At 37.7% G+C, this 15,996-nt stretch carries 17 protein-coding genes; 11 read left to right on the top strand and 6 right to left on the bottom strand.

Annotated elements, in window-relative coordinates; translation table 11 throughout:
• Positions 1-68 precede the first annotated feature (68 nt).
• On the top strand, positions 69-893 hold the full coding sequence (locus DHU68_RS03330) for an MBL fold metallo-hydrolase (protein WP_108821524.1): 825 nt from the start codon (positions 69-71) through the stop codon (positions 891-893).
• A 13-nt stretch (positions 894-906) separates the two neighbouring features.
• Here DHU68_RS03330 and DHU68_RS03325 read toward each other — a convergent pair whose 3' ends face one another.
• A complete protein-coding gene (locus DHU68_RS03325) occupies positions 907-1,443 on the bottom strand; it encodes an HDIG domain-containing metalloprotein (protein ID WP_108821652.1) in 537 nt (178 codons plus the stop codon).
• 72 nt (positions 1,444-1,515) lie between these two features.
• On the opposite strand from DHU68_RS03325, the gene DHU68_RS03320 reads away from it, so the two are divergent.
• The 4 genes from DHU68_RS03320 to DHU68_RS03305 are packed head-to-tail and all read left to right on the top strand — an operon-like array spanning position 1,516 to position 6,217.
• A complete protein-coding gene (locus DHU68_RS03320; RefSeq protein WP_108821523.1) occupies positions 1,516-2,679 on the top strand; it encodes an exo-beta-N-acetylmuramidase NamZ domain-containing protein in 1,164 nt (387 codons plus the stop codon).
• A gap of 5 nt (positions 2,680-2,684) precedes the next feature.
• Positions 2,685-3,848, top strand: coding sequence for a zinc ribbon domain-containing protein (locus DHU68_RS03315; RefSeq protein WP_108821522.1), 1,164 nt, complete (start codon positions 2,685-2,687; stop codon positions 3,846-3,848).
• A 20-nt stretch (positions 3,849-3,868) separates the two neighbouring features.
• Positions 3,869-4,822 (top strand): nitronate monooxygenase family protein, encoded by a 954-nt coding sequence (locus tag DHU68_RS03310; RefSeq protein WP_108821521.1) that lies wholly within the window; start codon positions 3,869-3,871, stop codon positions 4,820-4,822.
• Between the two features lie 9 nt (positions 4,823-4,831).
• Complete coding sequence (locus DHU68_RS03305; RefSeq protein ID WP_369831327.1) at positions 4,832-6,217, top strand: transporter substrate-binding domain-containing protein; 1,386 nt, start codon at positions 4,832-4,834, stop codon at positions 6,215-6,217.
• A gap of 107 nt (positions 6,218-6,324) precedes the next feature.
• Here the strand turns inward: DHU68_RS03305 and ffh are convergent, their stop codons facing one another.
• Both ffh and DHU68_RS03295 read right to left on the bottom strand, forming a co-directional pair.
• Positions 6,325-7,644, bottom strand: a complete 1,320-nt coding sequence (gene ffh, locus DHU68_RS03300; RefSeq protein WP_108821519.1) for a signal recognition particle protein — start codon at positions 7,642-7,644, stop codon at positions 6,325-6,327.
• Positions 7,645-7,809: 165 nt separating this feature from the next.
• Positions 7,810-8,712 (bottom strand): DMT family transporter, encoded by a 903-nt coding sequence (locus tag DHU68_RS03295; protein ID WP_108821518.1) that lies wholly within the window; start codon positions 8,710-8,712, stop codon positions 7,810-7,812.
• Positions 8,713-8,987: 275 nt separating this feature from the next.
• On the opposite strand from DHU68_RS03295, the gene DHU68_RS03290 reads away from it, so the two are divergent.
• Genes DHU68_RS03290 through DHU68_RS03270 form a run of 5 tightly spaced genes read left to right on the top strand, consistent with a single transcriptional unit; the run spans position 8,988 to position 12,288 of the window.
• Positions 8,988-9,563 (top strand): DUF5063 domain-containing protein, encoded by a 576-nt coding sequence (locus DHU68_RS03290; RefSeq protein WP_108821517.1) that lies wholly within the window; start codon positions 8,988-8,990, stop codon positions 9,561-9,563.
• Complete coding sequence (locus DHU68_RS03285; protein ID WP_108821516.1) at positions 9,557-10,141, top strand: 3'-5' exonuclease; 585 nt, start codon at positions 9,557-9,559, stop codon at positions 10,139-10,141. The genes DHU68_RS03290 and DHU68_RS03285 overlap by 7 nt, the downstream gene beginning before the upstream one ends.
• A gap of 3 nt (positions 10,142-10,144) precedes the next feature.
• On the top strand, positions 10,145-11,059 hold the full coding sequence (locus tag DHU68_RS03280) for a DnaJ C-terminal domain-containing protein (protein WP_108821515.1): 915 nt from the start codon (positions 10,145-10,147) through the stop codon (positions 11,057-11,059).
• Between the two features lie 16 nt (positions 11,060-11,075).
• Positions 11,076-11,363 (top strand): chaperone modulator CbpM, encoded by a 288-nt coding sequence (locus DHU68_RS03275; protein ID WP_108821514.1) that lies wholly within the window; start codon positions 11,076-11,078, stop codon positions 11,361-11,363.
• A 10-nt stretch (positions 11,364-11,373) separates the two neighbouring features.
• On the top strand, positions 11,374-12,288 hold the full coding sequence (locus DHU68_RS03270) for an endonuclease/exonuclease/phosphatase family protein (RefSeq protein WP_108821513.1): 915 nt from the start codon (positions 11,374-11,376) through the stop codon (positions 12,286-12,288).
• 64 nt (positions 12,289-12,352) lie between these two features.
• Here the strand turns inward: DHU68_RS03270 and DHU68_RS03265 are convergent, their stop codons facing one another.
• Positions 12,353-13,606 carry a beta-galactosidase gene (locus tag DHU68_RS03265; RefSeq protein ID WP_255412426.1) on the bottom strand — a complete coding sequence of 418 codons (1,254 nt, stop codon included), beginning with the start codon at positions 13,604-13,606 and terminating at the stop codon, positions 12,353-12,355.
• A 132-nt stretch (positions 13,607-13,738) separates the two neighbouring features.
• On the opposite strand from DHU68_RS03265, the gene DHU68_RS03260 reads away from it, so the two are divergent.
• Positions 13,739-14,218 (top strand): low molecular weight protein-tyrosine-phosphatase, encoded by a 480-nt coding sequence (locus DHU68_RS03260; protein WP_108821512.1) that lies wholly within the window; start codon positions 13,739-13,741, stop codon positions 14,216-14,218.
• On the opposite strand, the gene DHU68_RS03255 is transcribed toward DHU68_RS03260, so the two are convergent.
• Together DHU68_RS03255 and DHU68_RS03250 are read right to left on the bottom strand one after the other, a co-directional pair.
• Positions 14,219-15,169: an NAD(P)-dependent oxidoreductase gene (locus DHU68_RS03255; protein ID WP_108821511.1), complete on the bottom strand. Its 951-nt coding sequence runs from the start codon at positions 15,167-15,169 to the stop codon at positions 14,219-14,221.
• A gap of 10 nt (positions 15,170-15,179) precedes the next feature.
• Positions 15,180-15,995, bottom strand: a complete 816-nt coding sequence (locus DHU68_RS03250) for a glycerophosphodiester phosphodiesterase family protein (RefSeq protein ID WP_108821510.1) — start codon at positions 15,993-15,995, stop codon at positions 15,180-15,182.
• Between the last annotated feature and the right edge of the window lies 1 nt (position 15,996).

Here is a 15,996-nt window from a genome sequence, read left to right as displayed (position 1 = left end):
GAGGTGTTTAGAACTTTAACGTTGTAAACACCTCCTTTTTTCAGAATTGTCTGTAACTTTGCAGCATTATGCAGTACGACCTTTTTAAACAAAATAAATATAAATTTTTCAGTATCGGTAGTGGAAGTAGTGGCAATTGCAGCTACCTGGGGACAGACGAATACGGCATTCTCATAGATGCAGGGGTCGGCATTCGCACTATAAAAAAAGCTCTACGCGAATATGATGTCTCTTTCGAGAAAATAATTGCAGTTATTATAACTCACGACCATGCTGACCATATCAAAACAGTTGGTTATTTTGGTGACAAGTGCAACATCCCTATTTACACAACACAGGCCGTACACGAAGGGATACAACGCAATAGAGTTGTACAGGCTGACTTATTCCAAGCAAAAAGGGTGATTGAAAAAGAGAATCCCTTTTTGATCAAAGATTTTAGAATTACAGCCTTCGAAGTTCCTCACGACAGCATCGATAATGTCGGTTATCACATAGAGCTTGACAATCAAATATTTGTATACATTACTGATGTAGGTCGCATCACTGACACTATCAAACGGTATGCATCACAAGCACACCATCTTGTTATAGAAGCCAACTACGATGATTACATGTTACAAGCAGGTCGTTACCCATACTATTTGAAGCAACGCATCGCTAACGGAATGGGGCATCTAAGCAATCGCTATTCAGCAGAATTCATTGCAAGCATTTATAATGAAAACCTTCAAAACATCTGGCTTTGCCACCTTAGCCAGGACAACAACCATCCTGAGCTGGCTTACAAAACCGTAGAGCAAGCTTTAGCCGCAAACGGTGTTGTTGCTGGGAAAAATGTAAAACTAGAGACCCTTAGCAGATATAAGGTGTCAGGGCTAAGAGAATTCTAGTTCTTATTAGCCTTTATAAAAAATCAACACACCATTTGTCGAATTGCCTTACTGTTGCAATTCCGAACTTAGAAAAACTTTTTCTTACATCATCTACACTTTTTTCCTCTCCTAAACGAGTTTTAGAAAAGAAACAATCAGCAAAGCATATTATCTGCTCTTCTATACTAATAGGTATCATATCTCGATGAGGTAAAGGCAACTTTTGTTTTACAATCTCATCCAGAGTTAATCCTGTTCCGGTATGGCGTTCACATACCAACCCATGCTTAGGGTAGCCATACTTATCCAAAAGTTCACGTCCTAAATAACCATGACATATATAAGGCGCTATTCCGTAACAATGTATAGACGGGGCATTGGTCAGAAAAATTCCTATATCGTGCAACATAGCCGCCTCTTCCACAAACTCCCGATCGGCATTCAATTCCGGATGATTATCTACCATCTCAAGAGCCTTGTCTCTAACATCCTTACTATGCTGAACAAGTATGTTATACAAATCTGAATCTTTTTTATAACTTCTCTCTATTATATCTAATGTATCTATCATTTTATTCCTTTTTGTTCGATAAAATATGTAAGTTTGTATAGGTTTCTCTACTAAAAAAACAGCTAATAAATGAAAAAGTTTTATACATCTCTCATCTTTTTTTATTTAATATCCACTACTTTTCTTTTGGGGCAAGATTTAAAACTGGGAGCTGACAGGTTAGATCAGCTACTCCCATTGCTCCAAGAAAAGAAAATCGGACTTGTTGTTAATCAAACCTCTTGTTTATCCTCCGGAGTTCACTTATTAGATACCCTATTGACTCACGAAGTTAATGTTATAAAAATATTTGCGCCAGAGCATGGCTTTAGAGGAGATGCTGATGCAGGAGAGAAAATTACTGATGGGAAAGATAGCAAAACCGGCATTCCGGTCATATCTCTTTATAGTAAAAACTACAAACCTAGACCAGATCAAATAGAAGATTTGGACATTATTATTTTCGACATTCAGGATGTAGGCACCCGCTTCTACACTTACATAAGTACAATGCACTATGTTATGGAAGCTTGTGCCGAGAATGACAAATCATGTATTATACTAGACAGACCAAATCCCAATGACTATATAGACGGCCCTATATTAGACCTTAAATACAGGTCATTCGTAGGAATGCATCCTATACCTGTTGTACATGGTCTCACTATTGGAGAACTAGCTAGAATGATCAATGGCGAACTATGGCTGAAGGACAAAAAGCAATGCAATCTTCAAGTAGTTACAATGACAGGATGGGTACACGGGCAAGAATATATTTTGCCTATAAAACCTTCCCCTAACCTACCAAATCAACAAGCTATCAAACTATACCCTTCATTATGCTTCTTTGAGGCGACAAACGTTAGTGTAGGAAGAGGAACTAATTTTCCATTTCAGGTTATTGGTGCGCCGGAAAGGAAATATGGAGATTTCTCATTTATACCTGTCTCCACTCCGGGAGCTAAGAACCCTCTTAACATGAATAAAAAATGTTATGGAATAGATTTAAGATCGTACAAGACGAAGCCAGAGATTAATCTTGACTTCTTGCTCTCATTTTACCAAAAGTCAGAAAAGGGTGCTGCTTTTTTCTCCAATCCTAAGTTTATGGATCTATTATCCGGAAGCAACAGTCTAAGATTACTCATCTCAAAGAACAAATCTGCAGAAGAAATTAAGCAAACTTGGCAAGAAGATATTGCTAAGTACAAAACTATACGAGAGAGATATTTGTTGTACCCTGATAATAAATAAATAGTATGGCTGACGATAATACACAACATAATTGTCCTCTCTGTGGCAGACCGATGAATGAGGGCGAGAAATTTTGTTCAAACTGTAAAGAGATTGCAGATACTGCTTACCCTGAAGAATTACTTTCTGATGCAAATTTAACAGAAGATCAGATAAAAGAACATATTACAGAAGAAGAACAAATTGAGGAGAATAACCTTTCTAAAGAGGAAGAAAAAAACAAGGAAAACGATGAAGCGCAAGTAAACGCAGAAGCCGACAAGAAGCCCGCAAAAAGCAATAAGGGAACACTTATCTTTTTATTTGTAGGTATCATAGTTCTGGTAATTGTTGGCGGAGTGAGTTCTTATCTGCGTGTTCAAAACAGAAATACTGAAGAAACAGAAATTAATTATTGGCAACAATGTTTGGAAGAAAACACACCTCTATCCTTCTCTAAATACCTAGCTCAATATCCCGAAGGAAAATACAGCGAGCAAGCATACGCAAACATTTTTGCACTAAAAGAAGAGGAGCGTAAGAAATGGAATGAACTTAGAAAAGCAAAGAATACAGAAGCGCTAATCTCTTTCCTGAAAGATCACCCAAACACTCCTTACGAAAGAGAAATTCGCAATTCTATCGACTCATTGACTTGGCTACGAGCAACGGAGACAGATACTAAAGAAGCATATCTTGCCTATATAGAGAATGCTAGACTGGGACATTACTCGGGAGAACATATAAATATCGCACAAGAGAAGTATGCTTATCTCGATCAACTAAAACCGATAGAAGGAGAGGAACTTAAGGAGGTAAAATTAGTTTTGACTAACTTCTTCAAAGCCCTATCTACGACAAACACAAAGGATATTCAAAGCCTTTCCGATACTGTATTAACTCAATTTTACGGATCGAAGCATATAGATAGCAAAGCAATAGGAGACTCTATAAAAGCAAGTTTTAAAAAGAATAAAATTAGAAGCGTTTCATACACGTTACTTATAGATTCTTTAAATATCATAAAAGACAACAAAGAAATATATTTCATAAAAGCTCCTGTCGAAACAACTACTACATTTACCAATAGAAAACAAAAGAAGGAGAGCGAGAAATACAATCTGACTATTCAACTAACCAAAGAGAAACGAATACAATCAGTCGAACAAGACAGTAAAAACAATAAATAATCACATAAAATTATAATATAATGAGCAATAGAATAACATCTTTATTTGGAATAAAATATCCTATCATTTCTGGAGGTATGGTTTGGTGTAGTGGTTGGAAGCTGGCTTCTGCAGTAAGTAATGCTGGAGGCCTAGGACTTATAGGTGCGGGATCGATGCACCCCGAAACATTGCGTGAACATATTCAAAAATGTAAAGCTGCCACAAATAAGCCATTCGGAGTAAATGTACCATTGATGTATCCTGAAATTGAAACGATTATGGATATCATCATTTCCGAAGGGGTAAAAATCGTATTTACTTCAGCCGGAAATCCTAAACTTTGGACAAAAAAGCTTCAAGACAATGGTATAACAGTAGCACACGTTGTTTCAAGTTCGAAATTCGCCTTAAAATGCCAAGAAGCCGGAGTTGATGCAGTTGTTGCTGAAGGATTCGAAGCCGGCGGTCACAACGGCAAAGAAGAAACTACAACAATGGTGCTTATACCACAAGTAAGAAAAGCGATTACCATCCCACTTATTGCTGCAGGAGGGATTGGCACTGGAGAAGGTATGCTTGCAGCCATGGCCCTAGGTGCAGAAGGTGTTCAAATGGGCACTAGATTTGCTCTGACTCAGGAAAGTTCGGCATCACAAGAGTTTAAAGACCTATGTATAAATCTCAAAGAGGGAGATACCATATTATCACTCAAAAAACTTAGTCCAACACGCTTGATCAAAAATGAGTTTTACAATGAAGTACAAGCCGCTGAAGACAAAGGAGCATCAGTAGAAGAGATGAGAGCTTTACTTGGACGAGGTCGCTCTAAGAAGGGTATTTTTGAAGGAGATCTTGTAAATGGAGAACTAGAAATTGGTCAAATAAGTTCTCTTATCGACAGCCTTCCTAGTGCAGAAAAGGTTGTAGAAGAGATCGTTGCAGAATACAACATTCGTATAGAAAATATCTTATCCACAAAACCTCTATTTTAGTAGTATAACGTGATAAAGGTAAGCTACATTTATATTCTACTGCTTCTCTGTACGTTTTGTGCGTGCAGTACGAAGCAAGAAAAACAGTCCTATGATTTTAAGCAAATCAAGGAAAAAGGAGAACTCACAATCATAACCATGAATACCTCTACTTCTTACTTCATATACAAGGAAGAAGCAATGGGGTATGATTTTGATCTAGCTCAGGATTTTTGTGAGCATCATAATCTCAAATTGAATGTAAAAGTAGCAGAAAATACAACAAGGCTCCTCGAAATGCTAAAGCAAGGCGAAGGAGACCTTGTTGCTTATGCTGTTCCTATACAAAACGAACTAAAAGATTCGATTACATACTGTGGTGAGGAACAGATAACTCATCAGGTTCTTGTACAAAAAGCAAACAAAGGGGATACTATTGTAAAAGACGTAACAGAACTGATAGGCAAGGAAGTGTATGTTGAGAAAGGCACCAAATACCATCAACGTCTTTTAAACCTTAATGCGGAGCTAGGTGGAGGAATAAACATCCATCCTGTCAGTGAAGACACAATCACAAGTGAAGATCTAATAGAAAAAGTATCTTCCGGCGAAATCAATTTTACAGTGGGAGATGCATACATTGCCCGATTGAATAAAACGTATTACCGCAATATAGATATATCTCTCGCAATCAGCTTCGAACAGCGCACCTCCTGGGCAGTTCGAAAAGACACACCCGAACTCGCAAAAGCACTAGACGAGTGGTTTTCATCAAAAGATAATACTCCAAACTATAGAGCCATTACTAAAAAATATTTTGAGCTTAGTAAACAGCCTTTTGGTGGAGAGTATGAGATTCCTCTAAATTTACCCAAAGGAGCAGTGTCTCCCTATGATGAATTTTTCAAAAAACATGCGGAAGGGACTAAATATGAATGGCAGCTTTTGGCAGCTATCAGTTATCATGAATCTCGTTTCAAAAACAACCTAACCTCTTGGGCAGGCGCAGCTGGCATTATGGGGCTAATGCCACGAACAGCAAAATCTATAGGATTGAGTAGTGATGATCGTATGAATCCAGATCTTAGCATTGGTGCAGGAGTTGTATTACTCGATCGACTGAATAAAATATTTTCGAAAATAGAGAACATTGAAGAAAGAAAAAAATTCATTCTTGGAGCATACAATGGAGGGAATGGGCATATAAGTGACGCTCAGGCATTAGCACGGAAATATGGAGCAAACCCTCATGTTTGGGAAAACAATGTAGAAAAGTATGTAGAGCTAAAAAGCAATCCTGAGTATTACAATGATCCTGTTTGCAAAAATGGTTACTTAAGGGGAGGAGAAACTGTGCGCTACGTAAGGAGCGTCCTTGCGACAACCGAACGCTTTAAAAGAATAAATAATAAGTAATTTTCCTAGATAAGTAAAAGGGATCTGCTCTACAGTTTGAGTTGATACTAAAAAAACAAGTCCCTCCAAAATTTGGAAGGACCAGCTAAATCATATTGTATTTAATATTACCTTTTCATTTTAGGCATTTTTCCGCCTTTCATCTGAGTCATCATCTTCATCATCTTGCGAGTCTCATCAAATTGTTTGATAAGTTTATTTACTTCTTGGATAGATGTTCCACTCCCACTTGCAATGCGTTGACGACGACTACCATTCAATATCTCAGGATTAGTTCTTTCCGCCGGAGTCATTGAATAGATGATAGCCTCGATACTCTTGAATGCATCATCGTCAATATCAAGATCTTTGATTGCTTTACCAACACCTGGGATCATAGAAGCAAGTTCTTTTAGGTTACCCATCTTTTTGATCTGCTGGATTTGTCCGATAAAATCATTAAAGTCGAACTGGTTTTTAGCAATCTTCTTCTGCAAGCGACGAGCTTCCTCTTCGTCATATTGCTCTTGAGCTCTTTCTACGAGGGAAACGATATCACCCATTCCCAAAATACGGTCGGCCATACGTTCCGGATGGAACACATCTAAAGCATCCATCTTCTCGCCCGTACCTACAAACTTGATTGGTTTATCTACAACCGAACGGATAGAAAGTGCAGCTCCACCACGAGTATCTCCATCCAATTTAGTCAAGACTACTCCGTTAAAATCTAATCTTTCGTTAAATTCTTTAGCAGTATTTACCGCATCCTGACCAGTCATAGAGTCTACAACGAATAAAATCTCATCCGGTTTCACAGCATCTTTTATCGCTGTAATTTCCTTCATCATTTCTTCGTCTATAGCCAAACGTCCGGCTGTATCTATAATGACAAGGTCATTTCCTTTTTGTTTTGCTTCTTTAATTGCATTTTGAGCAATTTCAACAGGATTCTTGTTATCCTCTTCCCAATATACAGGAACTCCGATTTGCTCTCCTAATATTTTCAACTGCTCCACAGCAGCAGGACGATACACGTCTCCTGCAACCAAAAGCGGATTTTTACCTTTTTTTGATTTTAGCAAATTTGCTAATTTACCAGAGAAAGTTGTTTTACCCGAACCCTGAAGTCCCGACATAAGGATAATAGCAGGGGAACCTTTCAAGTTAATATCGGATGCTGTACCTCCCATTAAAGCAGCTAGTTCATCGTGAACTATTTTCACCATCAACTGCTGAGGCTTAACGGCTGTAAGTACGTTTTGTCCTAGTGCTTTTTCTTTTACTGTTTCTGTAAACTGTTTTGCTGTTTTATAGTTTACGTCGGCATCTAACAAGGCACGACGCACCTCCTTCAACGTTTCTGCAACATTAATCTCGGTGATTTGACCCTCACCTTTCAGTATCTTGAACGATCGTTCTAATCTATTACTAAGACTTTCAAACATATTATATTATCCTTTTTATTTTCTTTTTATATGGGTCACAAAGATATAAACTTTTCATAGAAAGAGAAAAACTCATAGTTGTTTTCTTATTATTGTTTTACTGAACATTAACTTCTTATAAGTATGCTCATTCTACAAGTCTTAAATTATAGAAATAGGATAAGATTATTTATCACGATTAACCTCCCGTTGCTCTTTTAGTCTGGCAGATTGGCGAATAACCAAATAAACACCGAATATTATCAATATTATTCCCAGAAATGTATAACCTGTAAAAGCCTCTGAGAAATACAACACCCCGATAAATACAGCAACTAACGGCTCCATTGAGCCTAATATAGACGTAATGGTTGACCCTATATATTTAATAGCCAAAACAAGAGTCAAGTCTGATATGACTGTAGAAAGAACAGCCAAGGCTGATAAACGGGCAAAGGCCGAAACACTTGGAATAGGCTGTATACCCTCTGTCATTAATGCATAACCCAGAAACATGATGGAACTAAAAAATAAAATATAAAAAGTCAATGGTTCTGCCTGCATTTGCTGACCTGTCTTTGTTTGATTAACCCCTACAATATAGAGAGCATAAGTTAAAATGGTCAATGAAGCCGTTATCAGTCCGACTAAATGGATATTTCCCGTATCGGACCAACATAAGAAAACAACTCCTATTAACGAAATAACAGCTGCAATAAACAGTATCCATGAGCCTCTCTCTTTAAAGAAGACTACCATTATAATACTCACTAAAACAGGGTATAAAAAATGTATCGTCGTAACAATTCCACTAGGTACCCATTCGTAAGAATGAATAAGTAGCAAAGATGTAGCAGCATATAACATCCCCAAGAAAACCAATGGGATAAATTGCTGTTTAGCGATCTTGAAACTTTGCTTTCTGTACAGACAAATTGCACCCATCACAATAGATGAGATCAGAAAACGATAAAACAAAATAGATCCTATCCCCAATCCTTCTTCCATCAACGGAATAGAAAACAAAGCTATCATACCGAATGTAGCGGATGAAATAATAGCAAGTGTAATTCCTTTAATATTCTTCATTTTACTTCTTCCTTTTTCGGGCACAAAAATAACAAAAAGACAGCAAAACTTATCATAAAAAGCAGACACCCTTCTAGAAGACTCTTCAAAAAGCTGATCGAACCTACAATCTATATACAATTGACATCACCTATAATAATCGACGCATCTATATAAATTATCATTTTTCTAAATAAAAACACAGATTATATTTAATCTCACGCATAAAAGTCAGATCCTTTTAGTTATTTAATAAATAAACCTATAAATTTGCTATTACATTAAAGCAAGAGACAATGACAGATCATTTAAAAGAAATTGTATATTCAAAAGATTCAATAGAGTTTGTTACTGTAGCCGTTCAATATTGTGCTTTTCTCGAAAACACAGGGACAGTTACAGAGTTTGATTTCACAGACAAGTTGACCAAACTACTACCTTTATTATACTTAAAAGCTTCCCTTATTCCCGAAACGGATACTGTGAATGATGAAGAACCAGAAATAACCGTTACGGAGGAAGACTATCATTACATTTCATCCAAGCTATACAATATTTTTTCAAGTAATGATACTTATCTGGAGGTGTTTTTACAAGATATGAAATATAGCGAAACACCAATTTCCGCCAGTATAAGTGAAGATCTAGCAGATATATATCAAGATTTGAAAAACTTTATCACAATATTTGAAAGGGGCATAACAGAAAACATGAATGATGCTTTATATGTATGCAACGAAAACTTCAAAACATACTGGGGGCAAAAGCTAGTCAATGTACTGAGAGCATTACATTCTCTAAAATACTCAGAAGGAAATGCCAATCTTGACGACGAAAATGATTATTCTGAAGAAACGGAAGAACTATGGTAAGTACAATATCAAAGGAAGAATTAGCTGTACTACCTCAAGAAGTTTTTCCGGGTAGAATTATTGTTATACAAAGCGAAAGTGAAGCTGAAAAAGCGGTATCTTATTTAGAACAATTTAAAGAGATAGGCTTCGACACCGAGACACGCCCTGCCTTCAGAAAAGGAGTTTCTAACCAAATTGCACTAATGCAATTATCAACAGAAGATACCTGCTTCTTATTCAGACTGAATCATATAGGTTTGCCAAATTGTCTGGCAAACATACTCATCAATCCGGGAATTAAAAAAATAGGACTTTCTCTCAAAGATGATTTTTCAGCCATTCACAAACGGCAAGCCCTGGTACCATTAAGCTTTATCGATTTACAACCTTTTGTAAAACAATATGGCATCGAAGATAATGGACTACAGCGTATCTATGGCATACTTTTTGGAAAAAGAATATCTAAAGGACAACGCTTATCAAATTGGGAAGCCGATACACTTTCTGAAGCACAGAAAATGTATGCGGCCATTGATGCATGGGCATGTCTGAAAATATTTAACGAACTAAAGTATAGAGAAAAAGTAAACCTATAAGATATGGCATTTATAGATTATTATAGCATATTGGGGGTGCAGAAGACTGCAAGCGCCGATGATATTAAAAAGGCTTATCGAAAACTAGCCCGAAAATATCACCCCGACGTCAATCCTGATAATGAAGAAGCAAAGAGAAAGTTTCAACAAGTAAATGAGGCTAATGAAGTTCTTTCCGATCCTGAAAAAAGAAAAAAATACGACGAGTATGGGGAGAATTGGAAACATGCTGAAGAATACGAAAAAGCCAAACAGCAACAAGCTCAGAATGGAGGCTTTGCTGACTATGGTAATTTCGGGGGCTTTAGTGGTGGTTCGTATAGCTTTAATGGAGACGAAGAAGGCTTTTCCGACTTCTTTGAATCCTTATTCGGTGGAGGGCGAGCATCGTCCGGACGTCGCAGCAGAGGATATAGAGGACAAGACTTCACTTCTGAATTACATCTTGACCTAAGAGATGCATACGAAACACATAAACGAACAATCACCGTCAACGGAAAAAACCTTCGTATCACTATTCCTGCTGGGATCGCCGATGGGCAGGTTATCAAGTTGGCTGGACAGGGAGGTACAGGAGCAAATGGAGGCCCTAACGGAGATTTGTATATAACCTTTGTTATAGCAGACGACCCTAAATTCAAACGTGTTGGGGACGATCTGTACAGTACAGCAAACATAAATCTGTACACAGCTGTACTAGGAGGAGAAGAGACTATTGATACTTACACAGGAAAAGTAAAGCTTAAGATTACGGCTGGTACTCAAAGCGGAACCAAAGTCAGATTGAAAGGAAAAGGATTTCCTGTCTATAAGCAAGATGGGAAGTATGGCGATCTGATCATTACTTACAATGTAGGAATACCTACCAGCTTAACGGCAGAACAAAGAGAGTTGTTCGAAAAGTTATCAAAGTCTTAATTTAAAATTTACGATTATGAATACAGAATTGATAATAATACGCGAATATTGCACAAGAAGTCAAATAGATTTTGATTTCATTGAACAACTCGAAAATGAAGGACTGATCGAATTAACCATAGTTGATAATGAACAGTATATTGACATTGCTCAGCTTAGTAGATTAGAGCAATACGTACGTTGGTATTACGATCTATCAATCAATGTAGAAGGGATAGATGTTATCAGAAATTTACTGGATAAGATAGATGACATGCAACAAGAAATTCAGCAACTAAAACAGATGTTACGCCTTATTGAATAAACTTATAATTATGAAAAACACCTTTAAACTACTACTGATTACTGTTGTTTTACTTTCATTGAATGCTTGCAAACAAGCTGAACCAACCACTCTGAAAGTTATGAGTTTCAACATATGGATGGGTGGAGGTAAATCAATACAAGAAACTGCGAATGTATTCGTTACTAGCGGCGCTGACATAATAGGAATACAAGAAGCCTGGGGCCACGAAAAGGATGTAGCTATCCATATAGCAGACAGCCTTGGCTGGCACTCTTATAATCGATCCAGAAGCGAAGTCATTATCAGTAGATACCCAATTATAGATACTTCCGCGAGCAAGAATGGTGTAAAAATCAAAATAGACGACAAGCGTTTTGTCTGGATTTTTAATCATCATTTAATGTATTGCCCCTACGAGCCCTACCAACTCAACGGCATAGAGTACTGTGGTGCCCCTCTACTCACCACTAGCGAAGAGGCTGTAGCATCAGCAACAGCAAGTAGAGGTGAAGCTGTGCATACTAGCATAAACGATATCCTGCAAGTACAAAAAGAAGGTTATCCTATTTTTGTTACCGGAGATTTCAATGAACCTTCTTTCCTAGACTGGACAGATAAAGCAGCTGAAGCCGGATTGCACAAAATGGCTGTTCTATGGCCATCAGCAAAGGCATTCCATGATAAGGCAGGTTTTAATGATTCATATCGCACGAAATATCCCGAGGAAGTTAAATATCCCGGTTATACATGGACTTCCATCCCTCCTGCTTCCAATCAGCAAGAAATCATGGATCGAATAGATTTTGTCTTATTCTGGGGAAATAAGAATATAGAATTAACTGACTCTCAAATTATAGGAGAGGAAAGTCCAAATAGTGATATTAGAATAAAGAATTACCCTTCGGATCATAGAGCTGTGCTTAGCACATTCTTGCTAAAATAGGAGTAATTAAGAGACCTAAATATAAGAAAACGACTGTCGAGTAAACTCAGACAGTCGTTTTTTATTATTTCATCCAACTATAAACAATGATGTCGCCCGCATCTACACCTATAGTTGAGCTATAGGTATCAGCAGGAAGTAAAGAGCCATCTTTCATTACTCGTTCTACTTTAGCATCTAAATCTATCGTCAGCATCATTTTATTGTGAATATCCCGATTCACTACAACAAGGAACTCCCTATCTCCATTTTCCAAATGGGAAACGATTGCCCCTTCCGAACCTTCACTTTTCAAAGATTTAACAACAGAAGGTAGGGTCTCCAATCTTGTAGTTCCAGAAGGGATTACCTCACCGGTATGTTTTACAGAAAGGACTTTAGCACCTAAAAACACAGGGCTCAATCCTTGTATCTCTTGGTTAAGAGTCTTCACATCATCATAAACCTCTGTACGCTTACCATCTCTTGTTATAGGGCCATGATGGAAATCGAAACTATCTGTTTCGGGTGTCCAATAAGTAAAATACTGCAATCCTTGCGCTCCGTATGCCAAATTGCTATACATCTGGAAACGCATATGAGCCAACACCGGTATTGGATACGTCCAATGAGCAACAGCAAGAGAAAAAGCCCAGAATGGTTTATTTACTTCTTGACTCTTCTTTAAGAAAACTTCCAGATTTTCATGGAAGTTGTCACGCACCATTGTTGTTCCTTTTTCTTTATCCTCATAGATTATAGGATAATTGTCAAATGACAGAATAGGCAGATTTACTTCTTTATCAAATCGATCTACATATTCCGAGTAACTCCCAACCTTGATCGCATTAGGATCAACATAGATAGGAAATAAATTCAAGTAACAAGGATGAGTAGTATCTACCGATTCAATTCTCCTCGCCCATTTTGCCAACATTTCGAACTGATCAGCATTTGGTTCATCCATCAAGAAGTAACCACCGGTTGCAGGGTGATTCATAAAGCGTTTTACTGTTTCTTCTGGCTCTGAGGATAATTCCGGTGTTCTAATAATCAGTTTCACCCCTACTTCCTCTGCCAAGTCAAGAGCATTTTCCATCATATCATTATCAGTATAATGATGCGAAAAACTATGGGTAAACCCACAATCTCTAAGTTCGCGAAAACGCTCCAGAGTCATTTCTGCATTAGGAAGACTATACCAGGCTAGAATCGTCATTTCTCCTTTAGACGGCAAAGACTTTGCTTCAGTTTCCTTCTTTTCTTTCACATCAGGTTTTTCCCTATTACAAGATGTAATAAGCAAAATCAAACAAATTAAGTACAATAGTTTCTTCATAGTTAAATATTATTTGGGCATTGATAATAGAGAGACTAGCTTATACATTAGCAGATCTCTTTCGATAGGTGGGCATATTTTTCAGAATGAGGCAAAATCTATACCTTTGCCCCACTAAATTAAAGAAAATATATGAGAAATTATAAAGTTCTATTTGTTTGTTTGGGAAATATATGTCGCTCTCCAGCCGGAGAAGGAATTCTGAAACGAATGATTAAAGAGCAGAAGTTAGACAACTATATATCAGTAGATTCAGCAGGGACTTCGGGCTATCACGATGGAGAACTCCCCGACTCTCGCATGCGTCACCATGGGTCTCGTAGAGGTTATAAATTCGACTCTATATCACGGCGTTTCACCAGAAACGACTTTGACGACTTCGATGTCATTCTGGCCATGGACGACAGCAATTATCACAATATAATGCGACTGGCTCCAGATCTGGATTCAGAAAGAAAAGTATATCGAATGGTTGAGTTTTCCCAAAAGTACAATCACGACCATATCCCCGATCCTTACTATTCTGGAGCAGATGGCTTCGAATTGGTACTTGATTTACTTGAGGATGCTTGCGAAGGCTTACTAAACAGAATAAAAGAAGGTGAATTGTAATCAATTCACCTTATCTATTGCACCACCTTCAAAGAAGTTAATTATATTTTTTGCAACCTCCCGCTCCATTTCTATCCTAGCCTGGTAAGTGCTAGTGCCAGCATGAGGACAAACTATAGCATTGTCCAACTCCAGCAATTCGGGTAGTATTTTAGGCTCATTTTCAAAAACATCTAAGCCAGCCGCCCATATTTCACCCGACTTTAAGGCTTCGGCAAGCGCTTTTTCGTCCACCAGCTGACCACGTGCGGTATTAATAAGAATAGCAGAATTCTTCATTTTCTCAAATTCTTTGTGCCCCATAAGATGATATGTCTCTGCTGTAGCCGGAGCATTCAATGAGATAATATCAGATTCTTTCAGCAAGGTGTCGAAGTCCACATAGCGTGCATTATACCTACGTTCTATATCTTCAGACAATCTATGTCTGTTATGATACAAAACTTTCATTCCGGATGCTACTGCTCTGCGGGCAACAGCCTGCCCTATTCTACCCATACCATAGATTCCCAGTGTTTGACCATATAAAGGCATCCCTAAATCGCCAAATATTCCCCAGTCGAGTCGCACTCCATTATGCAGCTTATGATTATAATAAGCAACCTTTCGTGCTGTTGCCGATATCAGGGCAAAACAGAGTTCGGCAGTTGGTTCCAAAACCGATTGGGGGGCGTTGGTCACTATAATTCCTCTTTTTGAAGCATAATCAACATCAATATTATTATACCCGACCCCGTAATTAGAAATCAGTTTCAGATTTTTGCCTGCATCGATAATCTCTGCATTTGTCTGAAAAGAGAAGTTAGGAACCAATACATCAACATCTACGATACGTTCCAATATTTCCTCTTTCGAAAATATTTTTTCTTCGGGATAGATTACTTCAAATTTACCTTCCAAGGAAGAAAAGCCTTCTCTTTTGAAGTTATGTCCCATTAATATTTTTTTCATAACAACTGTTTTAGTTTACAAGACGCTCTCTTACTATATCTAACAACAATTCAGGCTCATCTGTTGTAATATAATCAAAGTTTTTTTCAATAAACCAAATCATATCTTCTTTCTCGTTTATAGTCCAAGCATTTAGATGAATGTTCTCTTCTTGAAACTTTGATATCCATTCCGGATGCTTTTTATAATGTACATCTTGATAGTCGAGGTATTTTACACCATACTGCAATATAGAATCGGGATACATTACTGGCAGTTCATTTTTCCAGCGCCCTAGATAAGCTACCGGGATAGTCGTCTCTGATATAAGATACTCAAGAGCTTCCAGATCACCAACCAAAAACTCGACAAGAGTTTCAGCACGTAATTCTTTCACTAACTTCAGAACCTGCTGCGCATTCTCCTTTGCTCTAGGCGTATAATGAGGTGTTTTTATATCAATTATCAATTTGGTTCCTACTTGCTTTTTAGCCTCCAAAATACAATCTCGAAGAGTAGGGATTCTCTCTCCATTTGCTAACGGGACAGTAATCAAATCGGTGTATTTCATCGAGTCTATCGCCATACCCCTGACTCTTATATCATGAAAAACTATTAAAGAGTCCTCCTTCGTTAGTTGCACATCAATTTCCGATCCATGACATTTCAAGGCTATCGCTGCCTTTAATGAGGCTATCGAGTTCTGGGGATATCCTGTATTCTTCCAAGCTCCCCGATGAGCGATAACAGGATTGTCGTGATAGTTCGCCTCTAGACTATTTTTCTTCTGCGATGTACAAGATATTACAATAAAAAAAATAAATATATAAAATAAAGTGTCTTTCATA

It is taken from the genome of Dysgonomonas sp. Marseille-P4361, from assembly GCF_900343125.1.
In the GTDB taxonomy this organism is placed as follows: domain Bacteria; phylum Bacteroidota; class Bacteroidia; order Bacteroidales; family Dysgonomonadaceae; genus Dysgonomonas.
Note: the sequence above shows the minus strand (reverse complement) of the source record. Positions and strands in the feature narration are given on the sequence as shown.

Excerpts from the sequence above, each read along its gene's own strand:
- DHU68_RS03270 (WP_108821513.1), top strand. The coding sequence starts at position 11,374 with ATGAAAAACACCTTTAAACTACTACTGATTACTGTTGTTTTACTTTCA.
- DHU68_RS03265 (WP_255412426.1), bottom strand. The coding sequence starts at position 13,606 with ATGAAGAAACTATTGTACTTAATTTGTTTGATTTTGCTTATTACATCT.
- DHU68_RS03285 (WP_108821516.1), top strand. The coding sequence starts at position 9,557 with ATGGTAAGTACAATATCAAAGGAAGAATTAGCTGTACTACCTCAAGAA.
- DHU68_RS03310 (WP_108821521.1), top strand. The coding sequence starts at position 3,869 with ATGAGCAATAGAATAACATCTTTATTTGGAATAAAATATCCTATCATT.
- DHU68_RS03260 (WP_108821512.1), top strand. The coding sequence starts at position 13,739 with ATGAGAAATTATAAAGTTCTATTTGTTTGTTTGGGAAATATATGTCGC.
- DHU68_RS03330 (WP_108821524.1), top strand. The coding sequence starts at position 69 with ATGCAGTACGACCTTTTTAAACAAAATAAATATAAATTTTTCAGTATC.
- DHU68_RS03250 (WP_108821510.1), bottom strand. The coding sequence starts at position 15,995 with ATGAAAGACACTTTATTTTATATATTTATTTTTTTTATTGTAATATCT.
- DHU68_RS03290 (WP_108821517.1), top strand. The coding sequence starts at position 8,988 with ATGACAGATCATTTAAAAGAAATTGTATATTCAAAAGATTCAATAGAG.
- DHU68_RS03255 (WP_108821511.1), bottom strand. The coding sequence starts at position 15,169 with ATGAAAAAAATATTAATGGGACATAACTTCAAAAGAGAAGGCTTTTCT.
- ffh (WP_108821519.1), bottom strand. The coding sequence starts at position 7,644 with ATGTTTGAAAGTCTTAGTAATAGATTAGAACGATCGTTCAAGATACTG.
- DHU68_RS03320 (WP_108821523.1), top strand. The coding sequence starts at position 1,516 with ATGAAAAAGTTTTATACATCTCTCATCTTTTTTTATTTAATATCCACT.
- DHU68_RS03315 (WP_108821522.1), top strand. The coding sequence starts at position 2,685 with ATGGCTGACGATAATACACAACATAATTGTCCTCTCTGTGGCAGACCG.
- DHU68_RS03275 (WP_108821514.1), top strand. The coding sequence starts at position 11,076 with ATGAATACAGAATTGATAATAATACGCGAATATTGCACAAGAAGTCAA.
- DHU68_RS03295 (WP_108821518.1), bottom strand. The coding sequence starts at position 8,712 with ATGAAGAATATTAAAGGAATTACACTTGCTATTATTTCATCCGCTACA.
- DHU68_RS03280 (WP_108821515.1), top strand. The coding sequence starts at position 10,145 with ATGGCATTTATAGATTATTATAGCATATTGGGGGTGCAGAAGACTGCA.